This window comes from Castellaniella hirudinis (assembly GCF_042651965.1).
Classification (GTDB): Bacteria; Pseudomonadota; Gammaproteobacteria; order Burkholderiales; family Burkholderiaceae_B; genus Castellaniella; species Castellaniella hirudinis.
On the sequence record NZ_JBHSDY010000001.1, the window covers coordinates 237,177 to 258,161 of the forward strand.

Consider the following 20,985-nt stretch of genomic DNA (forward strand, 5'->3'; position numbering starts at 1 on the left):
GGATCCTCAGACGGGGCCCGCGCCATCGCCGCCCAGGCGGCGCGGGTGCAGGGACATGAGGATGTCGAGCAAGGGCCACAAAGCGCCGGTGAGCAGCACCGACCACAGCCACTCCCAACCTTCCCAGGACCCGTTCAGCCAGGCGCCCAGCAGGGTGGACAGCGTACATGCCGCCACGAGCACCGGCAGCACCTGGAACGTCTGCAGCCAGGGATTGAAATGCCTCAGCCGCTGGCTCAAGTGGAGGACGCCGTAGGCGGCCAGCACGTAGCACAGGGCGTGCAGGCCCAGCAGACCGGTGTCCTGGACGTCCATCAGCAAGCCGAACACGAAGGCGGTCGTCAGCCCCACCCGCGCGGGCGCGTGCAGGCACCAGTAGAGCAGCACCAGCAGCAGCACGTCGGGCACCGGCTGCCAGAGCCGCCACGGCAGCAGCGACGCCACCCACACCAGGATCAGCGAGCCCCACACCAGCCAGCCGGAAGCCGCCCCCTGGAAGGCGCCGGCGTCCACCGGCTGCAGATCCATCAGGGAAGAGCCTCCCGGGCGCCTATTGTGCTTCGAGGGCATGCTCGATCTCCTCGGGCCGGGGCACGTCGGCCACGTCCACGCGCAGGACCAGGAAATGGCGGTAGCGCTCGGGGTGCGACAGCGGCTCGGCGATCGCCATGGCGAAGCCGGTGCCCGGATCGCGCTCGACCCGCTCCACCCGGCCGACCGACAGTCCCGCCGGGAACAGCCCGCCGATGCCGCTGGTCACCAGCACGTCGCCGGCGCGCACGTCCACGCCGGCCGACAGGTAACGGACTTCGAGCTTGCCGACCTCGTTGCCGCCGAAGGCGATCAGCCGCAGCCCGTTGCGCAACACCTGGACGGGGATGGACACCTGGTCATCGATCAGCAGCGCGGCTTCGGAGGTGAAGGGCGTCACGCGCACGATCTGGCCCACGACCCCGCCCTCGTCGATCACCGGCATGCCCGGGGCGATACCGGCGCGCGAGCCCTTGTTGAAGATCAGGCGGTGACTGAAGGCGTTGGACGGCACGTAGAAGACTTCGACCGCCACGGACTGCTGGGCGATGGATTCCGACACGTTCAGCAGGCGGCGCAACTGTTCGTTTTCAGTGGACAACTGAGCCGCGTGGGTCGACAACTGGGCCATCTCGATGCGCTGGCGGCGCAGGGCTTCCTGTTCGTCGCGCGCCAGCGTGGCCGCATGCGACCAGCTATCAAAATATTCCAGCGCGTCACGCGGCGCCAGCGCGACGCGCTGGAAGGGATAAAGGACCATGGACAGCGTGCTGCGCACCGGGCCCAGCACGGACCAGTGCGCATCGGTCACGACCAACCCGAGACACAAAGCCAGCAGCAGCACCAGCCGGACTTCGATGCTGGGGCCGCGCTTGAAGAGTCTCAGGGTTCCCTGTTCACGCATGACGAGGAACGCCTGGCCGAGGATCAGTCGTAGATGAACACCCCGCCCAGGCGCTCGAGATGTTCGAGCGCCTCGCCGCAGCCGCGCACCACGCAGGTGAGCGGGTCTTCGGCGACCACCACGGGCAGGCCGGTTTCTTCCTGGAGCAGGCGATCCAGGTCATGCAGCAGCGCGCCGCCGCCGGTCAGGGCGATGCCCTTGTCGGTGATGTCGGCGCCCAGTTCGGGCGGCGTCTGTTCCAGGGCCGTCTTCACCGCCGACACGATCTGGTTGAGCGGATCGGTCAGGGATTCGAGGATTTCGTTGGAGGACACCGTGAAGCTGCGCGGCACGCCTTCGGACAGGTTGCGGCCCTTGACCTCGATCTCGCGGATCTCGGAGCCCGGGAAGGCCGAGCCGATTTCCTTTTTGATCAGTTCGGCCGTGGGTTCGCCGATCAGCATGCCGTAGTTGCGGCGGATGTAATTGATGATGGCCTCGTCGAACTTGTCGCCGCCGACGCGCACCGAGCCTTTGTAGACCATGCCGCCCAGGGAGATCACGGCGACTTCGGTGGTGCCGCCGCCGATGTCCACCACCATCGAACCGCTGGCGTCGGACACCGCCAGGCCGGCGCCGATCGCGGCGGCCATGGGTTCCTCGATCAGGTAGACCTGGCTGGCGCCCGCGCCCAGGGCCGATTCGCGAATGGCGCGGCGCTCGACCTGGGTGGAGCCGCACGGCACGCAGACGATGATGCGCGGGCTGGGGGCCAGCATGCTGCGCGGATGCACCATGCGGATGAACTGCTTGAGCATCTGCTCGGTCACGGTGAAGTCGGCGATCACGCCGTCCTTCATGGGCCGGATGGCTTCGATGTTGCCGGGGACGCGGCCCAGCATCTGCTTGGCCTCGTGGCCGACGGCCTGGATGATTTTCTTGCCATTGGGGCCGCCGTCATGGCGGATGGCGACGACCGAGGGTTCATCGAGCACGATGCCCTTGCTGCGGACATAGATCAGCGTATTCGCCGTGCCGAGGTCGATCGCCATGTCGCTGGAAAAGTAGCTGCGTAGGAATCCGAACATGGGCGCACTAATAAAATGGGGGTGTCTGGTGGATCCGCGCGAACGTGCCGACTGAGACTGAACAAAGACCGCCAGAACGCAGGCGCAGGCCGGGCAAACCGCATGGAATCAGCAATGATAACTTATAATCCTCTAGGGTTAGAGCCGAATAAGCGGCGAATGTTTTGCAAAATTCCCGCTTTTCACTGCTCTGGTCACATCCGCACACACTCAATCCGGCCGCCGGCGGCGGCGACGTAGGCACAACGACATGGCACTCACCGAACAGGACATCGCCCGGCTGGCACGGCTCTCGGGGCTGCGGCTGGATTCCGGCGACCAGAACCGCGCCCGCCAGGAACTGGACCGCATCCTGGGGCTGATCGAGGAATTGCAGGCCGTGGACACGGCCGGCGTCGAACCCATGGCCCACCCGCTGGCCGCCCACCAGGACATCGCCCTGCGCCTGTGCGACGACACGCCCGACCCGGCGCAGACGCCCGAACAGCGCGACGCCTGCATGACCAACGCGCCGGCTCCCCACCAGGGCCTGTTCCTGGTGCCCACCGTCATTGAATGATGCCATGACCCAGCTTTCAGAATTCCACAGCATCCAGGCGCTGGGCGAAGCCCTGCGCGCCCGCCGCGTCAGCGCCTTCGAGCTGGCCTCCGACGCCCTGCGCGCGGTCCGCGCCTACGCCGATCCCAACGTTTTCCTGCACGTCGACGACGAACTGACCCTGGCGCAAGCGCGCGCCGCCGACCAGGCCCTGGCCGACGGCGCCGCCGGCCCGCTCACCGGCATCCCCGTCGCCCATAAAGACTTGTTCGTGACGCGCGGCTGGCGCACCACCGCCGCCAGCAAGATGCTGGCCGGCTACGTCAGCCCCTTCGACGCCGCCGTGGTCGACCGCTGGCGCGAGGCCGGCGCCGTCTCCCTGGGCAAGCTCAGTTGCGACGAATTCGCCATGGGTTCGGGCAACGAGAATTCCGCCTTCGGCCCGGTGCGCAATCCCTGGGACCCGGAACGCATCCCGGGCGGCTCGTCCGGCGGCTCCGCCGCTGCCGTGGCCGCCGGCCTGGTGCTGGGCGCCACCGGCACGGACACCGGCGGATCGGTGCGCCAGCCCGCCGCCTATTGCGGCGTCAGCGGCATCAAGCCCACCTACGGCACGGTGTCGCGCTACGGCATCATCGCCTACGCCTCCAGCCTGGATCAGGCCGGCCCCCTGGCGCGCAGCGCCCGCGACCTGGTGCCGCTGCTGGACACGATGAGCGGCTTCGACCCGCGCGATTCGACCAGCCTGGAAAGCTGCGACGGCACGCCCAACACCGCCGGCCGCGTCCAGGCCGCCTTCGACGCCGCCCAGGCCGGCTTCCAGGCGGGCGGCGAACGCCCGCTGGCGGGACTGCGCATCGGCGTGCCGCGCGAATTCTTCAACGAGGGGCTGGCCGCCGACGTCGGCGCCGCCATTGAATCGGCCCTGCAGGTCTTCGAATCCCTGGGCGCGGTCCGCGTGGATGTGTCCTTGCCGCGCACGCGCCTGGCGATCCCGGCCTATTACGTGATCGCTCCGGCCGAGGCCTCCAGCAATCTGTCGCGCTATGACGGGGTGCGCTACGGCCACCGTGCGGCCGAATACACCGACCTGGCCGACATGACCAGCCGGTCCCGCTCCGAAGGCTTTGGCGACGAGGTCCGCCGCCGCATTCTGGTGGGCGCCTATGTGCTGTCGCATGGTTATTACGACGCCTACTACCTGCAGGCCCAACGCGTGCGGCGCATGATCGCCGAGGACTTCCAGCGCGCGCTGTACGGCGAATGCGATGTGATCATGGGGCCGGTCACGCCCGCCGTGGCCCGCCGCATCGGCGACAACCGCCAGGACCCGATCTCCGACTGGCTGAGCGACATTTACACACTGGGCGTCAGCCTGGCCGGCCTGCCGGGCATGTCGATCCCCTGCGGCTTCGGCGGCGAATCGGGACGCCTGCCCATCGGGCTGCAGCTCATCGGCCGCTATTTCGACGAAGGCCGCCTGCTGGCCCTGGCCGACCGCTATCAGCAGGCCACCGACTGGCATCAACGCATTCCGGGACACGCATAATGGATTGGGAAATCGTCATCGGGCTGGAAACCCACGCCCAGCTCTCCACGCGGTCGAAAATCTTTTCCCGCAGCAGCACGCGCTTCGGCGCCGAGCCCAACACCCAGGCCAATGCCGTGGACATGGCCCTGCCCGGTTCGCTGCCGGCCATGAACCGGGGCGCGGTGGAACGCGCGATCCAGTTCGGCCTGGCCATCGGCGCCCGGGTGGCCGAACGGTCGGTGTTCGCGCGCAAGAATTATTTCTATCCCGACCTGCCGAAGAACTACCAGATCAGCCAGTTCGAGCTGCCGATCGTGGTGGGCGGCCAACTGTCGTTTTTCGTGGGCGAGCAGGAACACACGGTGAACCTGACGCGCGCCCACCTGGAAGAAGACGCGGGCAAGTCGCTGCATGAACACTTCACGGGGCCGCATGGTGAATCGTCCAGCGGCATCGACCTGAACCGCGCCGGCACGCCGCTGCTGGAAATCGTGACGGAACCGGAAATGCGTTCGGCCGCCGAGGCGGTGGCCTACGCGCGCACGCTGCACGGCCTGGTGGTGTGGCTGGGGATCTGCGACGGCAATATGCAGGAAGGCTCGTTCCGCTGCGACGCCAATGTGTCGGTGCGCCCGCGCGGCCAGGCCGCATTCGGCACGCGCTGCGAGATCAAGAACCTGAATTCCTTCCGCTTCCTGGAACGCGCGATCCAGTACGAGGTGCGCCGCCAGATCGAGCTGATCGAGGACGGCGGCAAGGTCGTGCAGGAAACGCGCCTGTACGACGCCGACCGCGACGAGACGCGCAGCATGCGGACGAAGGAAGATTCCGACGATTACCGTTATTTCCCCGATCCCGATCTGCCGCCGCTGATGGTGTCGCCGGAATGGGTGGAACAGGTGCGCGCGACGATGCCGGAACTGCCGGCGGCCAAGCGCGCACGCTTCGAGGCGGATCTGGGGCTGTCGGCCTACGATGCGGCCCAACTGACACTGCACCGCGCGACGGCGGACTATTTCGAGGCGGCTGCGGCGGCCTTGCCCGCCGGGCAGGCGAAGCAGGCGGCGAACTGGATTCTGGGCGAGCTGTCGGCGGCGCTGAACCGCGATGATCTGGACATCGGCGCATCGCCGGTCTCGCCGCAACGGCTGGCGGCGCTGATCGCCCGCATTGTGGACGGGACGATCTCGACGAAGATCGCACGCGATGTGTTCGCGGCGATGTGGTCGGGGGAATCGAACGGCGACCCGGACGCGATCATCGAGGCGCGGGGTCTGCGTCAGATTAGCGACACGGGCGCGATCGAGGCGATGATCGACGCGGTGCTGGCGGCGAATCCGGCGATTGTGGATGAGTTCCGGGCGGGCAAGCAGAAGGCGTTCAATTCGCTGGTGGGCCAGGTGATGAAGGCGGCCAAGGGCAAGGCGAATCCGCAGCAGGTGAATGAGATTCTGACGCGGAAGCTGGGGGCGTAACCCTAGCCCGGCTTAAAGTTCGATCTGTACCGGCTGCGTAACGCAGCCGGTTTTTTTTATGCAGTACCTCGGCAGCACCGCGCCCCCACCCGGTTCGCCGCTCGCCCGGTCCCGGCTGCGCCGGGACTACCCAGGCGCCAGACCATCATCGGGGCGCTCGCCAAACGCGCGGGGTGATCCGTCCACTGGACGGATCACAAGCGTCCCGCTTGAACGGTGGCTCGCTTGCCTCCCCGCTGATGGCCTTCTGCCTGGCGGGCTCGAACAGCGACCGTGCGGGAACACGGCACTGCCTTACGATCAACCACCAGCCGCAAAACCAAGTGCGGTACGGGGTTTAGATCCCGTATCGCGCCCGATACGCCGACACCGCTTCACGGTGCGTCGCCAAAGTCGCGTCGTCTTCCAGCACACCCATGATATCGGCCAGCGAAGCGATGCTGACCACGGGGATGCCGTAGGTCTGCTCGACGTCCTGGACAGCGGAATGCGCGGACAAGGCGCCATCGGCGCCCGCACGTTCCATGCGGTCCATGGCGATCAGGACGGCAGCCGGCTGCGCACCGGCGGCGCGGATCAGGGCGACGGATTCGCGCACGGACGTACCGGCCGTGATCACATCGTCGATGATGACGACGCGGCCTTGCAGCGGGGCGCCGACCAGCGTGCCACCTTCGCCGTGGTCCTTGGCTTCTTTGCGATTGAAGGCGAACGGCACCGGGCGGTCGGCGCGCGCGGGGTGGTTCGACAGGGCGATCGCGGTGGTGGTGGCCAGCGGAATGCCCTTGTACGCGGGGCCGAACAGCATGTCGAAGTCCAGGCCGGAATCCGCCAGGGCCTGGGCGTAGAACTGGCCCAGGCGGCCGACGCAGGCGCCGTCGTTGAACAGGCCCGCGTTGAAGAAATAGGGGCTCAGGCGGCCGGACTTGGTCTTGAATTCGCCGAAACGCAGCACACCCTGCTCCAGGGCGAAACGGACGAAGGCTTGGGCGCGGGAACCGGGCATGACGAATGATCTCTGAACGGGAAAGGCCACATTATCGGATATTTGCCCGGTACGCGGCGGACGGCCGCGCGGCTATGATGTGCGTTCCACGATCCCAGTCTGATGAGACGCCCTATGCGCCAACCCGTCTATTTCCTGTCCCACGGCGGCGGCCCCTGGCCCTGGATGCCCGAAGCCCAGGCAGCCTACGCGCCCCTGACCGCCGCGTTGCAAGCGATTCCCGCAGCGCTGCCCCAGCGGCCCGAGGCGATCCTGATGGTGTCGGCGCACTGGATCACGCGCGGCGGGGTGCTGCTGGGCAATCATCCGCACCCCGGCATGCTGTACGACTACGGCGGTTTCCCGGCCCACACCTACGAAATCCGCTACCCCGCCCCCGGCTCGCCAACACTGGCCGCACGTACGGCGGACCTGCTGCGTGCCGATGGCATCCCTGTGGATTTCGACCCGGAACGCGGCTTCGATCATGGCGCCTTCGTGCCTGCCCACGTGATGTTCCCGGAGGCGGACATCCCCATGGTCCAGTTGTCGATCGAGCGTGGCTTCGACCCGGACTGGCATCACCAACTGGGCGCTGCCCTGGCGCCGCTGCGCGACGAAAATATCCTGATCATCGGCAGCGGACTCAGCTATCACAATCTGCGCCTGTTCGGCCCGGCGGGCCGTACGCCATCCGCCCAATTCGACGCCTGGCTCCAGGACGCCCTGGCGCCCGCCACGGCGACCGCGCGCCACGACCGGCTGCGAGACTGGGAGCAAGCCCCTGCCGCCCGCATCGCCCATCCGATGGAAGACCATCTGGTGCCCCTGTTCGTCGCCAACGGCGCGGCGGGCGACGGTCCCGTCGCTCTCTGCCACCACGAGACCGAGGCGGCGGGCGGGCTGACGGTGTCCAGTTTCCGGTTCGATTGAGCCAGGTGGGTTAAAGTTCAAGCTTGCAATGACCTACCGGACACCCACGTGCTGCGCATCACTTCCCTGAACGTCAACGGCATCCGCTCGGCCTTCCGCAAAGGGCTGGCCGACTGGCTGACCGAAGCCCGCCCCGACATCGTCTGCATGCAGGAAATCAAGATCCAGGACAGCGACCTGGCCGACGACCTGCGCCATCCAGACGGTCTGACCGGACATTTCCACCACGCCGAGAAAAAAGGCTACAGCGGCGTCGGCCTCTACCTGCGCCGCCCGGCCGACACCATCACCGAGGGCATGGACTGCCCCGAATTCGACGCCGAAGGCCGCATCCTGCGCGCCGACTGGCCCGGCCTGAGCGTCATCAGCGCCTACCTGCCCTCGGGTTCCAGCGGCGACGAACGCCAGACGGCCAAATACCGTTTCCTGGCGCATTTCGAGACCTGGCTGGACGGCCTGATGCAGGAACACCGCGACACCGGCCGCGAATTCGTCATCTGCGGCGACTGGAACATCGCCCACCAGGAAATCGACCTGAAGAACTGGAAAGGCAACCTGAAAAACAGCGGCTTCCTGCCCGAAGAGCGCGCCTGGCTGACCCAGGTCCTGGACCAACGCGGCTGGGTCGACGTCTACCGCCGCCTGCACCCGGACGCCACCGGCGAAGCCTACACCTGGTGGAGCAACCGCGGCCAGGCCTGGGCCAAGAACGTCGGCTGGCGCATCGATTACCACATCGCCACCCCCGGCATCGCCGCCCTGGCACGCACCGTCTCCATCCACCGCGAACCCAGATTCAGCGACCACGCGCCCCTGACCATCGATTACGATTGGTCATAGAATCGCAGCCTAAAGAAAGTACACTCGGTGTCGTAGAAAAGGCTAGATCCGTTTTCACCGCCCTCGCTGCCACGCGACGGCCGCATTTTTACAGGAGTTCCCCATGTCCGGTTCCATCGAAGGCGCAGTCGGCGCCGCCGTCGGCCTGCAACAAGCCATCGCGATGCAGGAAAAAGACAACCTGCTGCTGCGCAAGGTCCTGGACGGCCAAGCCAACACCATCCTCAGCCTGGTCAACTCCGTGCCCACCGCCCCGCAACTGGCGACCAGCGGCATGGTGGGAACGCTGCTGCACACGACCGCCTGATTCAGCTTTTCTCCGTAGATTGGGGCCTGGGATTCCAGGCCTTTTTTATTGAGCAATTGGCTCAGGCGCTCACTCCCTCGTGGACGACCCACTGCCAGCTGAATTCAGTAGATACAGAAAAGCCCAACTCGCGGATTTATACGCCCTATATATCACACAAACCCTTATGCTCAAGACACTGCTTTCTTTTGTTCAAATAATTATCAGTATCTACTGGGCAGGAAACATCGCACGCCAAAACCAAAAAATCGACGAACTAGTTACGTATCTTGAAAATGGATATGACAGCTTCAATAAAAAATTGAAAGACGCAAAAATCAATGAAAGTCTTCTTTCATTAAAAAAACTCTATGGCTGGTCCGCCGTTCTGTTTTTCTCGATGTCGTTCGTTCTTCCAAGACTTATTGAATCAAACCCAAGCCTCTTTAACGTTCCTCTACTTGTAAGTTTCGGCAGCGCCTTCGGATGGTTCTCAATCAAATGGTGCCTTCATCACCGAAAAACTGTTCAGGAAATCGGCCCGCAAATTTTGCTGATGATTTTCAGCCCTGTTCTCGTAGGCATTTTTGATCTGCTATTCAACATATCATTTATGCATATTTTTGCAACGAGCCTCTACAGCATTCCATTGCCATTTGACTGGGAAATTCCATATTTCACAAACCCAATAATTATTGGCCTCATTTTCTCTATATTATTAGCGAGCCTATTTTTCTTCTACTATATTATTACTTGGATATTTACAGCACCAGCTGCATTTGTCTCGGTAACGATCATTCTATTACCAGTATTATTTGCTCGATTCATTCATACAATAGCACCAAAAAAACCCTTCTTCGGTTTTACTATTATTCTGTACGCTGCAGCCGCTTTCGGCTCAAGCTGGATTGAATAAAGCATCTTAAAAGTATCTTCGTGCATTCTCGCTACACTCCTCCGTTCACCCCAACATAAGGAAACCCATGAACCCGCTGCCCAATTGCCCTCAGTGCAACTCCGAATACACCTACGAGGACGGCGATCACTTCGTCTGTCCTGAATGCGCGCACGAATGGCCCCAGACTGCTGCGGCGGAGACCGAGCCGGCGCGGGTTGTACATGACGCCCACGGTAATGTGCTGCAGGACGGCGACACGGTGGTGGTGATCAAGGATTTGAAGGTGAAGGGCTCGTCCTCGGTGGTCAAGGTCGGCACCAAGGTCAAGAACATCCGCCTGGCGGATGGCGATCACGACATCGACTGCAAGATCGATGGGTTTGGTTCGATGGGTTTGAAGTCGGAATTCGTGAAGAAGGCCTAAGGCCCAGCCCCACCGCCAGCCTGACGCTCTTGCGCCCCGGCGGGGCCTGTTGGAGGGACGGGAAGCCGAAGGCCGAGGGCGCACGACCTGCGCCCGAGCCGTCCCGACCTGGCCCCGGCGGGGTGCGAGGGCGGCGGGCGGTTAAGAACTCAAATCAAACGGCTCAAAATCAAGCTGCAGCCCGCCGCCCCGCCGTCCCTTTCCCTTGCTGCTCCAACCGCAAATAATGCTGCGCCAGCACCGCGCACACCATCAACTGGATCTGGTGGAAGATCATCAGCGGCAGCAGCACCGGGCCGATCGCCCCCGCGCTGAACAGCACCCCGGCCATCGGCACCCCCGTGGCCATGCTCTTCTTCGAACCGCAGAACACGATCGTGACCTCGTCGGCGCGGTTGAAGCCCAGGCGGCGTGTCGACCACGTATTCAACACCAGCACCAGCGCCAGCAGCCCGCAGCACGCCACCACCAGCCAGGCCAGCGACACCGTGTCCACCGTCTGCCACAGCCCGCCGATCACCGACTCACTGAACGCCGTGTAGACCACCAGCAGGATCGAACTCTGGTCCACGCTGGTGACGAGCTTGCGGTGGCCGTCCATCCAGCGGCCGATCACCGGACGCATCAGATGGCCGACGACGAAAGGCAGGAAAATCTGCACGCTGATGCGGCCGATGGCCTGCAGCAGCGAACTGCCGCCCAGGGCCGACGTATCCGCGCCCAGGAACCATTGCAGCAACAGGGGGGTGATCACGATACCGACGATGCTGGACGCCGAGGCGGCGCAGACGGCGGCGGGCACATTGCCGCGTGCGATCGAGGTAAAAGCGATGGCGGATTGGACCGTGCCGGGCAGGACCGACAGGTAGACGATGCCCACGTAAAGCGGTTCGCCCAGCAAGGGCAAAAGAACCGGCCGAAGCACCCACCCCAGGATGGGGAAAATCACAAATGTCCAGATGAAGATCACCCCATGCAGCCGCCAGTGCGTGGCTCCGGCGATGATGGCCTCGCGTGAAAGCTTGGCCCCATGCAGGAAGAACAGCAACGCAATGGCTGCGGCCGTGAGCCGTTCGAAGAACACCGCGCCCTGACCGTGGGCGGGCAAGACCGTGGCGGTCGTGACGACCGCGATCAGAATCAGGGTGAAACGATCGAACAGCAGACGTAATTTCGACATCATGGAAATGGGTGCTCCGGCGGTCCGGGGCTCTCGAAGAGAAGGTTAAACTGAGTGGAAAGCCATGTTTGGCGGCAAACAGCTATGAAACATTCGCGAACGGACATCAAAACCACCCTGCGCCGCCTGCCCCGGCCCGTCTACGGCAACATCGACAGCCAGTCGAACATCCTGATCCCCCGGCATCACAAACACACCTGGGCGCAACTATCCTACGCCACCCAGGGCTATCTGCAGGTCTGGACGCCGAATGCCCGCTTCGTCGCCCTGCCGCAGCGCGCGGTCTGGATTCCGGCCGGGGTGCCGCACCAGGTGCGGCAATCGTCGCTTACCTCGCACACCATCATCCGCAGCCTGTACCTGGACGCCGCGACACTGGGACTGGACTGGCCTGCCTGCCGGGTGCTGGCCGTCAGTCCCCTGTTGCACGAACTGATCCGGCAGTTCAGCACCCTGCCCATCGAATACGACCCCGACGGCCCGGACGGCCGGCTGGCCCGGGTGCTGGCCGACCAGTTGGCCATCAGCCAGGACGCCGGACTGATCCTGCCCTGGCCCACCGACCCGCGCCTGCAATCGGTGTGCCGCCAGTTGCAGAGCCATCCCGACAGCGCCCTGGGCCTGGGCGCGTTCAGCCGCCGCCTGGGACTGTCGGACAAGACCCTGACACGGCTGTTCCAGCAACAGACCGGCCTGGGATTCCGCCTGTGGCGCCAGCGCGCCCGGCTGGTGCATGCCCTGCCCCTGCTGGAACGCGGCGACCGCATCACCGACGTGGCCCTGGCCTGCGGCTACGACAGCCTGTCGTCCTTTATTGCGGCCTTTCGCGCGCATACCGGTGTCACACCCCGGGCATTTGCCGCAGGGGCGCGCGAAGACGAGCCGTCCGCTCACAGCTAGGCCATTGCCTCCAGCGCCCGGATCCGTCCACGCATCCACCACAGCAGACCCAGCCCCGGCAGGGCGATCAACACGGTCAGCACAAAGAACACCGGCCAGCCGAAGGCGGCGACCAGCACCGGCGTCAACGGCCCGGCCAGATACGTGCGGCCCACGGCCGACAAGGCCGACAGCAGCGCAAACTGCGTCGCGGAAAACTTTGCCTGGCACAGGGCCATCACCAACGCCACGAAGGCCGCCGTACCCAGGCCGCCGCACAGATTCTCCACCGCCACGACCAGCGCCATGGAATACAGGTGCGGCGGGGTGACGGCCAGCATCCAGTAGCCCATATTCGAGACCGCCTGCAGCACGCCGAACACCATCAGGGAACGGTACAGGCCCAGGCGCGTCATCAACGCCCCCCCGGCCAGCGCGCCGACGATGGTGGCGGCCAGACCGAAGACCTTGTTGACCATGCCGACCTCGGTGACGTCGAAACCGGCCCCCCGGATCAGAAAGGTGGTGGACAAGGCGCCCGCGAACGCGTCGCCCAGCTTGTACAGCACGATGAGCAGCAGGATGGCCCAGGCCTCCGGGCGTCCGAAAAACTCGCGCAGGGGTTCAACCACGGCCTCGCGTAGAGTGCGCGGCGGTCGGGCGACGCGCTCCGGTTCCGGCGCCCACAAGGTCGCCAGGGACGTCAGCGCCATCAGCCCGCCCATCAGCACGTACATGGCATTCCAGCCCAGCCACTGGTCGGCCAGGATCAGCGCCAGGCCGCCCGACACCACCATCGCCAAGCGGTAGCCCATGACCTTCAGTGCCGCGCCCGCCGCGCGTTCGTCCTGGCGCAGCACGTCAGTGCTATAGGCGTCGAAGGCAATGTCCTGGGTTGCCGACAGAAAGGCCACCCAGACCGCCAGCAGGGCCAGGACTTTCAGCTCCGTACCGGGATTGAACAAGCCCATGGCGGCGATCGAGGCCGCCAGCAGCCACTGCGTCAGAAAGATCCAGCCGCGCCGCCGTCCCAGCAAAGGAGGCGCGTAGCGGTCCACCAGCGGAGCCCACAGAAACTTCAGGGTGTAGGCCGTGCCCGCCAGCGTCAGAAAGCCGATGCTTTGCAGCGAGACCTGCGCCACCGTGGCCCAGGCTTGCAGCGTGCCGGAGGTCAGCGCCAGCGGCAGGCCACTGGCAAAGCCCAGAATCAGCAGCGGGGCGACACGCCGGCCGCCGTAGACCCGCCAGCCGCGCATCGAGACGTCGGTGTCGGCGGCGTCGGTGTCCGCGCCCCGGGCTTGCGTCATGCGCGCCCGCTCCCGGGCGATTCAAAGCGGTAGACCGCCAGTTGGCTGCGCCAGCCGCGCAGCCGCAGGATTTCCTGGTCGCCCCGGAACGTGGCCAGGTGCGTGATCCGCAGCCCCAGTTGCGCCGCCAATAGCTGGAAATCACGCAGGGTGCACAGGTGGATGTTGGGCGTGTCGTACCACTGGTAGGGCATCTGGTCGTTGACCGGCATGCGCCCGCGCAGGATCGACCAGCCGTGCGGCCAGTAGCCGAAGTTCGGGAAGGACACGATGCCGTAATGGGCCACCCGCGCCATTTCCCGCAGAATGTGTTCCGTGTGATGCATGGACTGCAGGGTCTGGGACAGCACCACGGTATCAAACTGCTTGTCGTCGAACAGCGCCAGGCCTTCTTCCAGGTTCTGCTGGATCACGCGCACCCCGCGCCGCACCGACGCGATCACGCGCTCGTCATCCAGCTCGACCCCGGCGCCGCGCACCTGGCGGGTCCGCTGCAGGTAATCCAGCAGCCGGCCATCGCTGCAGCCCAGGTCCAGCACCCGGCTGCCCGGTTCGATCCATTCGGCGATCCGCAGCAGGTCGACGCGCAGCGGCTGATCCGCGTCCGATGCGGCCGAAAACGGCACCGTCGCTCGCACGGTCATCATGCCAGGATCCCCGCAACGCGGCGGCGTTCGCCCAGGCCAAGCCGGGCGGCGATGCCGTCGTAATAGCCCTGCACCACCGCGTGATAGCGCGGGTCCCCCAGCAGGAACGCGTCGTGGCCGTGCGGCGCATCGATTTCCGCGTACGTGACTTCGCGCTGGTTCTTCAGCAGGGCGCGGACGATCTCGCGCGAATGTTCGGGCGCGAAGCGCCAGTCCGTGGTGAAGGACACCAGCAGGAAGCGCGCCTGCGCCGCGGCCAGCGCCTTGGCCAGATCGCCGCCATGCGCGCGCGCCGGGTCGAAATAATCCAGGGCGCGGGTCAGCAGCAGGTAGGTATTGGCGTCGAAGTACCGGGAGAATTTTTCTCCCTGGTGACGCAGGTAGGACTCGACCTCGAATTCGACGTCGTAGTTGTAGCGGTATTCGCCCGTGGGGCCGGGCGCGCGCTGCGCGCGGCCGAATTTCGAGGCCATGACCTCGTCGGACTGATAGGTGATGTGGCCCACCATGCGCGCGACTGACAGGCCGTTGGACGGCACCACGCCGTGGGCGTGGTAATCCCCGCCCCGGAAATCCGGGTCGGTCAGGATGGCGCGGCGGGCGACCTCGTTGAAGGCGATGTTCTGCGCCGACAGACGCGCCGTGCTGGCGACCACGATGCAATCGCCCACCCGCTCCGGGCAGGTGATCGCCCAACTGAGGGCCTGCATGCCGCCCAGCGAGCCGCCCATCACGGCGGCGAAGCGCTCGATGCCGAAATGGTCGGCCACACGCGCCTGGGCATGCACCCAGTCTTCGACCGTCAGCAACGGAAACGCCGCACCCCAGGGTTGGCCCGTGGCGGGATCGATCGTGGTCGGCCCGGTGGAGCCGAAACACGAGCCCAGGTTGTTGATGCCGATGACAAAGAACCGGTCGGTGTCCACGGCCTTGCCGGGGCCGACCATATTGTCCCACCAGCCGATCTGGTCCGGACGCTCGGCGTCCATGCCGGCGACGTGATGCGAGGCATTCAACGCGTGGCAGACCAGCACCGCGTTGCTGCGCGCGGCGTTCAACTGGCCATAGGTTTCCACTGCCAAGGTATAGGACGACAGCACCTGGCCGCTGGACAGCGTCAGGGGTTCGGAGAAATGCAGGAATTCCGGCGAGACGAATCCGACGCTGCCTTCAGGCACGGGACGCGGATCGATGGCGGAGGCGGCCGGCGCAACGGCGGGCACGGGAGAAACGGCGGTCGTGGTCATGAGACCTCTTTAGCTGGATTTATGGAGCGCCCGCAAGCGGATCAGGCAAATCGGCGCCAATTCGTCATTTATTCTAGACCGCGATCCGCCGCACGGGCAAGCCCGGCCGACAAGGTCCGCGCCGCGCCTGGGGTGGACCGCCACATCCCTGGAATTAGGTCACATCAATGTTTTTTGGATTTCCGCTTGGCAAGCCGAAAAACGGCCGATACATTTGCTCACGTTAGCTTTCATTAATAGATGGATCAATCTCAAAGGAGACATCATCATGACCTTGCTGACCGAGCGCCAACACGACTGCCTGTACTGGGCGGCACAAGGCAAAACGAGCTGGGAAATCGGCTGTATCCTGGGCATCAGCGAACGGACTGCCAATTTCCACATCGCCAACACCTGCGACAAACTGGAGGTCCGCACGCGCCAGGCCGCGATCACTGCGGCGCTGAGCCGGGCGTTGCTGTCCCCGCCGCCCCGCCCGGCCAGCGCAATGACAGCCAGAAATCACCCACCGGCGCACTCGCATAGTCATCGGGTCCGGCAATCACCACTGCCTCCAGCCACTCCGTCGCCGTCACCTTGATCTGCGCCTCGACCCGCACCGGGCCTTGCGGCCCGCGCCCCTCGAAAGAAACGCGTTGCTCGGGATCGGTCTCGGGGCCGGGCGGCTCGGCCCCGACGTTGCGGTACAAGGCATCGACCGCCCAGCGGGCCAGACGCCGCCGGGCCGCCGCATCGTCGGCCCATTCCGGCGGCAGATCCGCAGCGCCCAGCGCGAACAGCACGCCGCCGGCCCGCGCCGAGCGCATCGTCAGATTCAGCGTCCGATCCTCGAACATCACCGGCCGGGCCTGCGTCTGCGGCGTATCCGGCAGCACCCCCGCCGCGCCGCCCTGGCCAAAGGCCACCGGCCGCCAGTCGAAGGTCGGCGAACAGGCGGCCAGCCAGGCCGCGCAGCACACGATCGCCAGAATCCTGAACATGCCGTCTCCCACCCTTATTTCCGATCGCGCCCGGCACGGCACCGGGCGCCCTTCGGCCGCATTGTACGGCGCGTGACCCGGCACCGCGCCGCCTGCAACGCGGCCATCACGCACCGGTTCAAAGTCCCCGGGGCGCAGAAACAGCCTCCCGATGCAGCTAAAATCCCTCTTTATTCAGACCAACCTGGTACACATTCATCATGAGCCTGGCCTCGGAACGGCGCGCCCACCTGGCGGCGCAACCTGAACTGTTGCGCGCCATCCGGCGCGGCATCGAAAAAGAAGGCCTGCGAGTGGATGCGGCGGGGAACCTGGCCGCGACGCCGCACCCGGCTGCGCTAGGATCGGCACTGACCAACCCCCGCATCACCACCGACTATTCCGAATCCCTGCTGGAACTCATCACCCGGCCCCTGCCCGATGCCCAGGCGCTGGTCGGCGAGCTGACCGACATCCACCGCTTCGTGGCGCAACGCAACCCCGGCGAACCGATCTGGAACCAGTCCATGCCGGCGCACCTGCCGCCGGAGGCCGACATCCCCATCGCCTGGTACGGCACATCCAACACCGGCATGCTCAAGCACGTCTACCGCCAGGGCCTGGCCTGGCGCTACGGCAAGGTCATGCAATGCATCGCCGGGGTGCACTACAACTTCTCGCTGCCCGAGGCCGCCTGGGACCTGCTGGCCGACGGCGACACGCTGCAGGACCGGCGCAACACCGGCTACATGGCCCTGATCCGCAATTTCACGCGCCACGCCTGGCTGCTGATGTACCTGTTCGGGGCCTCGCCCGCCGTGTCCCGCAGCTTTCTGCAGCATGCCGGCTTCGAGGCCCAACTGACGCGGCTCAGCCCGGACACCTACTGTCTGCCCTGGGCCACCAGCCTGCGCATGAGCGACCTGGGCTACAAGAGCCCGATCCAGTCCGACCTGCAGCTCTGCTACAACGATCTGGATACCTTCACCGCCCGCATCCACCGCGCCGCCACGACGTCCTGGCCCGCCTACGAAGCCATCGGCACCCACCGCGACGGCCGGCGCATCCAGTTGAACACCAACATTCTGCAGATCGAGAACGAATACTATTCCAACATCCGGCCCAAGCAGACCACGGCCCGCTGCGAACGGCCCAACACCGTGCTGCGCCAGCGCGGCATCCAGTACATCGAGGTCCGCTGCATGGACATCGACCCCTGGGCGCCCGCCGGCATCGCGGTCGAGACCAGCCGATTCCTGGACGCCTTCCTGCTGTACTGCGCGGTCGAGGAAAGTCCGTTGTTCCCCCCGCCCGGCTTCTGCCAGGAAAGCCAGAACAATTTCGCCCTGGTCGCCCGCGAAGGCCGCCGCCCGGGCCTGCTGCTGCAACGTGACGGCCACGCGACCAGCCTGCGCGACTGGGCGGATGACGCCCTGGATCGTCTCGGACCCTATGCCCGCCTGCTGGACGAACAGTCCGGCGACGACGGCCATGCCGCCGCACTGGAGGCGCAGCGCGCCAAGACCCGTGATCCGGAGGCCACGCCCTCGGCCCGCCTGCTGGCCGCCCTGCGTGACAGCGGCCAGGAGTTCCACGACTGGACCCTGGCTCAAAGCCAGGCCCACTGGAATGCCCTGCGCGCGAACAGCCTGCCGGCCGATACCCTGGCAGACTACGACGCGGCCGCCCAAGCCTCGATCGCCGACCAGGCCGCCATCGAGGCGGCTGACACGATCTCCTTCGAGGATTACGTGGCGCGCTTTCATGCAGCGCTGGGGCCGTCGCCGGTACATTAAGGCCGCACGGCGCACGCCCTGCGCAAGAACTTCCCTCGTCACGCCGTCCCCACCCACCACGGCCAGGGGGAAATGCGGCTGACAGACTCGCGCCGCACGCCCTGAATGGCGTGCGGCGCGTTTTTTGTCGTGCCTTTGTCCCAATTCCGGGACTTATACATCCGAATAAGCGCCGGCGACCCTTGTTCCCCCATACCCTTCATGCAAGACTGGGCTCATTGATTTAGGCCTCTACTAATTGCACAGGAGCATGGCATGGCACGAGAACTTCACTTCCTGGCGTACGATCAGCTCCCTTCCGTCGAGCGAGGACGCGGGATCGTGAATCACCCGATCGCGGGCGCCAGACAAGGCGCGACACGCATCCACTCGGGTGTCACCTGGCTGCCCGTCGGCACGTCGGTGCCGAACCACTGCCACCCCAACGCGGAAGAGCAGGTCACCGTGCTGAAAGGCAAGGTCCGCATCAAGCTGGACGCCATCGAAAGAGACTGCGAACCCTACGATTCCACCTTCATCTCCGGCGGCGTCGCCCACGAATTCAGCAATATCGGCACCGAGCCGGCCCTGGTCATGGTGATCTACGGCGTCCTGCGCGATTCGCACGTCACCCGCACCTTCACGGATACGGGGGAGACGGTGGAAATCGGATCCGGCCGGGACAAGTTCTCCGAAGACGCCGACGCCTGACCTCGACAAACACGGGCGAAGGGAGCCATCGACATGACGATACGAGATCCCGGAGGGCTGTACAGCTATCTGGCCACGCCCTACGACGCTGCGGGCAGGGTGGACACGGAAATCCTCGAAGAATACGTCCGGCGCATCATTGCAGCCGGAGTGACGGGGGTCACCTGCATCGCCAGCACCTGCGAGGGCCCCTACCTCACCGACGCGGAGCGCACGGAAGTCCTGCGGACCGTCTGCCGGACCGCGAGCGGCAAGGTCGCAATCAACGTCGGCATCGGCGCAATCTCGACCCACCAGGCGACGATCCACGCGCGGCAGGCGGAAGATCTGGGCGCGACCAGCCTGATGGTCGAATTCCAGCAGTACTTCCCCGCGTCATTTGACGCCGCCTATACCCATTACCAGGCCATCGCCGACGCCTCGTCCGTGCCGATCCGCCTGTACAACCTGACCCTGCCGACCCACTTCGATTTCACCCCCGACCGCATCCTGGCGATGTCGTCCATCGACCGGATCGCATCCGTCAAGGAAGCCTCGAACGACGTATCCCGGCTGCGCGACATCCGGATGCTGTGCGGAGACCGCTACACGCTGTACTGCGGCTTCCACTACCAGGCGCTGGACGGATTCCGCCTGGGTGCGCAAGGGTGGGAAGTCATGATGCACCCCCTCATCGCTGACCGACTGACGGCGCTCTACCGAACGCTGGCCGACGACCCCTGGAGCGAGGCCGCAGCCCGCCGCTACGGCGAACTGCAGCCGCTGTTCCATTTCTTCAAGCAATACGGCGTGCCGCAGTCGATCAAGGAAATATCCGCGCGCACGGACCTGAGGCTGGGGGCCGTCCGCGCGCCCCTGCCGACGCTCGCACCGGCAGCGAAACACCGTCTGCACGCAATCATCGAGGCGCTGGACATGACCGAACAATGACCTGCGCCCGGGCACGCAGCCCGGCTGACAGGTCGATGCACGCACGGCGAACGACGAAGTCGCCGGCACTGATGGAGGAGACAGGCCCCATGGCCGTTCATCAAGCAAACCCACCGCTCGCCAAGACTCGATCTGCGACGAGCCTGCGATGTTTCGACATCGCCGAGGCCGTCGCGCGGGCGACGGCGCCCATGACGCTGGAGCAGATCGCGAAACAGACGAACACGCCGCGATCCACGCTGCATCGCATCACCAAACAACTGGTCGAGGCCAAAGTACTGATGCTCGAACCCAAGGGCAAGCACTACTCGGCCGGGGAACGCCTGATCGCGCTGACCAGGAACATCGACGCAAACGACGCGCTGCATAGCGAACGGCGGGCGGTCCTGCAGCTTCTCGTGGACCAGTTGGGAGAAACCTGCAATTTCACGACACTGGACATCACCGACGTGGTCTACGTGGACCGCGTCGAAGCGAAATGGCCGCTGCGCCTGCATCTCGAACCTGGGTCCAGGGTTCCCCTGCATTGCACGTCAAGCGGCAAACTGTTCCTGAGCCACATGCCGGCCGGCCAACGCCGCCGTCTGCTGTACGAAGCGCCACTCACCCGCTACACACCCAAGACCATCACCGACCCGGATGTGCTCGCCAAGGAGCTGACGACGATCCGGCGCGCCAACCTGTCGACCGACGACGAGGGCTATCTGCGCGGCCTGATTTCGGTCGCCGTCCCCGTTTTCGGCCGCAACCGGCGCGTCATCGGCACGGTCGCGGTGCATGCGCTGAAAGCCAGGATGGACCTGCCCCAAGCGCTCGAGCACGCGACCCTGCTGCGGCGGGCCGCCGGCGATCTAGGCAGCATCTACCGCCGATTCGGCATGTGGTGACGCCCCCTGTTTCCCAATGCGACACCCTTCATGAAAACCAGAAAGGAGACA

General features: G+C 65.3%; 22 protein-coding genes, 1 pseudogene and 1 riboswitch. Of the genes and pseudogenes, 14 read left to right on the forward strand and 9 right to left on the reverse strand.

Annotated features, from left to right (window positions below):
* Nucleotides 1-6: 6 nt before the first annotated feature.
* From mreD to ACFO0J_RS01245, 3 genes are read right to left on the reverse strand one after another with little or no spacing between them, the layout of a single operon-like run.
* Nucleotides 7-528: a rod shape-determining protein MreD gene (gene mreD / locus ACFO0J_RS01235; protein ID WP_376811245.1), complete on the reverse strand. Its 522-nt coding sequence runs from the start codon at nucleotides 526-528 to the stop codon at nucleotides 7-9.
* Between the two features lie 22 nt (nucleotides 529-550).
* Nucleotides 551-1,435, reverse strand: coding sequence for a rod shape-determining protein MreC (gene mreC / locus ACFO0J_RS01240; RefSeq protein WP_376811246.1), 885 nt, complete (start codon nucleotides 1,433-1,435; stop codon nucleotides 551-553).
* Nucleotides 1,436-1,458: 23 nt separating this feature from the next.
* Nucleotides 1,459-2,502 carry a rod shape-determining protein gene (locus ACFO0J_RS01245; protein ID WP_043685149.1) on the reverse strand — a complete coding sequence of 348 codons (1,044 nt, stop codon included), beginning with the start codon at nucleotides 2,500-2,502 and terminating at the stop codon, nucleotides 1,459-1,461.
* Between the two features lie 250 nt (nucleotides 2,503-2,752).
* On the opposite strand from ACFO0J_RS01245, the gene gatC reads away from it, so the two are divergent.
* Genes gatC through gatB form a run of 3 tightly spaced genes read left to right on the forward strand, consistent with a single transcriptional unit; the run spans nucleotide 2,753 to nucleotide 6,046 of the window.
* Entirely contained in the window at nucleotides 2,753-3,061 is a 309-nt protein-coding gene (gatC, locus tag ACFO0J_RS01250; protein ID WP_376811247.1) for an Asp-tRNA(Asn)/Glu-tRNA(Gln) amidotransferase subunit GatC, read from the forward strand.
* 4 nt (nucleotides 3,062-3,065) lie between these two features.
* Entirely contained in the window at nucleotides 3,066-4,589 is a 1,524-nt protein-coding gene (gene gatA / locus ACFO0J_RS01255) for an Asp-tRNA(Asn)/Glu-tRNA(Gln) amidotransferase subunit GatA (RefSeq protein WP_376811248.1), read from the forward strand.
* Nucleotides 4,589-6,046 (forward strand): Asp-tRNA(Asn)/Glu-tRNA(Gln) amidotransferase subunit GatB, encoded by a 1,458-nt coding sequence (gene gatB / locus ACFO0J_RS01260; protein WP_376811249.1) that lies wholly within the window; start codon nucleotides 4,589-4,591, stop codon nucleotides 6,044-6,046. Before gatA ends, gatB begins: the two co-directional genes overlap by 1 nt.
* Nucleotides 6,047-6,383: 337 nt before the next feature.
* Here the strand turns inward: gatB and pyrE are convergent, their stop codons facing one another.
* Complete coding sequence (pyrE, locus tag ACFO0J_RS01265; protein WP_376811250.1) at nucleotides 6,384-7,052, reverse strand: orotate phosphoribosyltransferase; 669 nt, start codon at nucleotides 7,050-7,052, stop codon at nucleotides 6,384-6,386.
* A 114-nt stretch (nucleotides 7,053-7,166) separates the two neighbouring features.
* Between pyrE and ACFO0J_RS01270 the strand changes: the two genes are divergently transcribed.
* The 5 genes from ACFO0J_RS01270 (at nucleotide 7,167) to ACFO0J_RS01290 (ending at nucleotide 10,412) form a co-directional block, all read left to right on the forward strand.
* A complete protein-coding gene (locus tag ACFO0J_RS01270) occupies nucleotides 7,167-7,964 on the forward strand; it encodes a DODA-type extradiol aromatic ring-opening family dioxygenase (protein WP_376811251.1) in 798 nt (265 codons plus the stop codon).
* Nucleotides 7,965-8,012: 48 nt separating this feature from the next.
* Entirely contained in the window at nucleotides 8,013-8,804 is a 792-nt protein-coding gene (locus ACFO0J_RS01275; RefSeq protein ID WP_376811252.1) for an exodeoxyribonuclease III, read from the forward strand.
* Nucleotides 8,805-8,907: 103 nt separating this feature from the next.
* A complete protein-coding gene (locus ACFO0J_RS01280) occupies nucleotides 8,908-9,111 on the forward strand; it encodes a hypothetical protein (protein ID WP_376811253.1) in 204 nt (67 codons plus the stop codon).
* 79 nt (nucleotides 9,112-9,190) lie between these two features.
* Nucleotides 9,191-10,006 (forward strand): hypothetical protein, encoded by an 816-nt coding sequence (locus ACFO0J_RS01285; protein WP_376811254.1) that lies wholly within the window; start codon nucleotides 9,191-9,193, stop codon nucleotides 10,004-10,006.
* Between the two features lie 67 nt (nucleotides 10,007-10,073).
* Nucleotides 10,074-10,412, forward strand: coding sequence for a zinc ribbon domain-containing protein YjdM (locus ACFO0J_RS01290; protein ID WP_376811255.1), 339 nt, complete (start codon nucleotides 10,074-10,076; stop codon nucleotides 10,410-10,412).
* 169 nt (nucleotides 10,413-10,581) lie between these two features.
* Here ACFO0J_RS01290 and ACFO0J_RS01295 read toward each other — a convergent pair whose 3' ends face one another.
* The gene (locus ACFO0J_RS01295) at nucleotides 10,582-11,592 is read right to left on the reverse strand and encodes a bile acid:sodium symporter family protein (RefSeq protein WP_376811422.1); all 1,011 of its coding nucleotides are present in this window, start codon (nucleotides 11,590-11,592) and stop codon (nucleotides 10,582-10,584) included.
* Nucleotides 11,593-11,676: 84 nt separating this feature from the next.
* Here ACFO0J_RS01295 and ACFO0J_RS01300 point away from each other — a divergent pair, with 84 nt between their 5' ends.
* A complete protein-coding gene (locus ACFO0J_RS01300; protein ID WP_376811256.1) occupies nucleotides 11,677-12,492 on the forward strand; it encodes a helix-turn-helix domain-containing protein in 816 nt (271 codons plus the stop codon).
* Here the strand turns inward: ACFO0J_RS01300 and ACFO0J_RS01305 are convergent.
* The 3 genes from ACFO0J_RS01305 to metX form a co-directional block, all read right to left on the reverse strand.
* A complete protein-coding gene (locus ACFO0J_RS01305; protein WP_376811423.1) occupies nucleotides 12,489-13,727 on the reverse strand; it encodes a muropeptide transporter in 1,239 nt (412 codons plus the stop codon). The genes ACFO0J_RS01300 and ACFO0J_RS01305 overlap by 4 nt on opposite strands.
* A gap of 47 nt (nucleotides 13,728-13,774) precedes the next feature.
* Nucleotides 13,775-14,422, reverse strand: a complete 648-nt coding sequence (metW, locus tag ACFO0J_RS01310) for a methionine biosynthesis protein MetW (protein WP_376811424.1) — start codon at nucleotides 14,420-14,422, stop codon at nucleotides 13,775-13,777.
* Nucleotides 14,422-15,672, reverse strand: coding sequence for a homoserine O-succinyltransferase MetX (metX, locus tag ACFO0J_RS01315; RefSeq protein ID WP_376811257.1), 1,251 nt, complete (start codon nucleotides 15,670-15,672; stop codon nucleotides 14,422-14,424). Before metX ends, metW begins: the two co-directional genes overlap by 1 nt.
* Nucleotides 15,661-15,739, reverse strand: a riboswitch (SAM riboswitch). It overlaps the preceding gene by 12 nt.
* 201 nt (nucleotides 15,740-15,940) lie before the next feature.
* Between metX and ACFO0J_RS01320 the strand changes: the two are divergent.
* Nucleotides 15,941-16,051 (forward strand): annotated as a pseudogene (locus ACFO0J_RS01320) (helix-turn-helix domain-containing protein); the annotation flags it as partial.
* A gap of 52 nt (nucleotides 16,052-16,103) precedes the next feature.
* On the opposite strand, the gene ACFO0J_RS01325 reads toward ACFO0J_RS01320, so the two are convergent.
* Nucleotides 16,104-16,652, reverse strand: coding sequence for a hypothetical protein (locus ACFO0J_RS01325; RefSeq protein ID WP_376811258.1), 549 nt, complete (start codon nucleotides 16,650-16,652; stop codon nucleotides 16,104-16,106).
* Between the two features lie 197 nt (nucleotides 16,653-16,849).
* Between ACFO0J_RS01325 and gshA the strand changes: the two genes are divergently transcribed.
* The 4 genes from gshA to ACFO0J_RS01345 all read left to right on the forward strand — a co-directional run bounded on the left by gshA (nucleotide 16,850) and on the right by ACFO0J_RS01345 (nucleotide 20,934).
* Nucleotides 16,850-18,427, forward strand: a complete 1,578-nt coding sequence (gene gshA / locus ACFO0J_RS01330) for a glutamate--cysteine ligase (protein ID WP_376811425.1) — start codon at nucleotides 16,850-16,852, stop codon at nucleotides 18,425-18,427.
* Nucleotides 18,428-18,682: 255 nt separating this feature from the next.
* Nucleotides 18,683-19,117, forward strand: a complete 435-nt coding sequence (locus ACFO0J_RS01335; protein ID WP_376811259.1) for a cupin domain-containing protein — start codon at nucleotides 18,683-18,685, stop codon at nucleotides 19,115-19,117.
* 33 nt (nucleotides 19,118-19,150) lie between these two features.
* Nucleotides 19,151-20,047: a dihydrodipicolinate synthase family protein gene (locus ACFO0J_RS01340; RefSeq protein ID WP_376811260.1), complete on the forward strand. Its 897-nt coding sequence runs from the start codon at nucleotides 19,151-19,153 to the stop codon at nucleotides 20,045-20,047.
* Nucleotides 20,048-20,136: 89 nt separating this feature from the next.
* Nucleotides 20,137-20,934: an IclR family transcriptional regulator gene (locus ACFO0J_RS01345; protein WP_376811261.1), complete on the forward strand. Its 798-nt coding sequence runs from the start codon at nucleotides 20,137-20,139 to the stop codon at nucleotides 20,932-20,934.
* The last annotated feature ends 51 nt before the right edge of the window (nucleotides 20,935-20,985 follow it).

What these genes read in the sequence shown, in the direction of transcription:
- ACFO0J_RS01270 (WP_376811251.1), top strand. Translation starts at nt 7,167, where the DNA reads ATGCGCCAACCCGTCTATTTCCTGTCCCACGGCGGCGGCCCCTGGCCC.
- mreD (WP_376811245.1), bottom strand. Translation starts at nt 528, where the DNA reads ATGGATCTGCAGCCGGTGGACGCCGGCGCCTTCCAGGGGGCGGCTTCC.
- ACFO0J_RS01280 (WP_376811253.1), top strand. Translation starts at nt 8,908, where the DNA reads ATGTCCGGTTCCATCGAAGGCGCAGTCGGCGCCGCCGTCGGCCTGCAA.
- pyrE (WP_376811250.1), bottom strand. Translation starts at nt 7,052, where the DNA reads ATGCCCGGTTCCCGCGCCCAAGCCTTCGTCCGTTTCGCCCTGGAGCAG.
- ACFO0J_RS01305 (WP_376811423.1), bottom strand. Translation starts at nt 13,727, where the DNA reads ATGCGCGGCTGGCGGGTCTACGGCGGCCGGCGTGTCGCCCCGCTGCTG.
- gatC (WP_376811247.1), top strand. Translation starts at nt 2,753, where the DNA reads ATGGCACTCACCGAACAGGACATCGCCCGGCTGGCACGGCTCTCGGGG.
- mreC (WP_376811246.1), bottom strand. Translation starts at nt 1,435, where the DNA reads ATGCGTGAACAGGGAACCCTGAGACTCTTCAAGCGCGGCCCCAGCATC.
- gatA (WP_376811248.1), top strand. Translation starts at nt 3,066, where the DNA reads ATGACCCAGCTTTCAGAATTCCACAGCATCCAGGCGCTGGGCGAAGCC.
- ACFO0J_RS01345 (WP_376811261.1), top strand. Translation starts at nt 20,137, where the DNA reads ATGGCCGTTCATCAAGCAAACCCACCGCTCGCCAAGACTCGATCTGCG.
- metW (WP_376811424.1), bottom strand. Translation starts at nt 14,422, where the DNA reads ATGACCGTGCGAGCGACGGTGCCGTTTTCGGCCGCATCGGACGCGGAT.
- ACFO0J_RS01340 (WP_376811260.1), top strand. Translation starts at nt 19,151, where the DNA reads ATGACGATACGAGATCCCGGAGGGCTGTACAGCTATCTGGCCACGCCC.
- ACFO0J_RS01325 (WP_376811258.1), bottom strand. Translation starts at nt 16,652, where the DNA reads ATGTTCAGGATTCTGGCGATCGTGTGCTGCGCGGCCTGGCTGGCCGCC.
- ACFO0J_RS01290 (WP_376811255.1), top strand. Translation starts at nt 10,074, where the DNA reads ATGAACCCGCTGCCCAATTGCCCTCAGTGCAACTCCGAATACACCTAC.
- metX (WP_376811257.1), bottom strand. Translation starts at nt 15,672, where the DNA reads ATGACCACGACCGCCGTTTCTCCCGTGCCCGCCGTTGCGCCGGCCGCC.
- ACFO0J_RS01295 (WP_376811422.1), bottom strand. Translation starts at nt 11,592, where the DNA reads ATGTCGAAATTACGTCTGCTGTTCGATCGTTTCACCCTGATTCTGATC.
- ACFO0J_RS01245 (WP_043685149.1), bottom strand. Translation starts at nt 2,502, where the DNA reads ATGTTCGGATTCCTACGCAGCTACTTTTCCAGCGACATGGCGATCGAC.
- ACFO0J_RS01300 (WP_376811256.1), top strand. Translation starts at nt 11,677, where the DNA reads ATGAAACATTCGCGAACGGACATCAAAACCACCCTGCGCCGCCTGCCC.
- gatB (WP_376811249.1), top strand. Translation starts at nt 4,589, where the DNA reads ATGGATTGGGAAATCGTCATCGGGCTGGAAACCCACGCCCAGCTCTCC.
- ACFO0J_RS01335 (WP_376811259.1), top strand. Translation starts at nt 18,683, where the DNA reads ATGGCACGAGAACTTCACTTCCTGGCGTACGATCAGCTCCCTTCCGTC.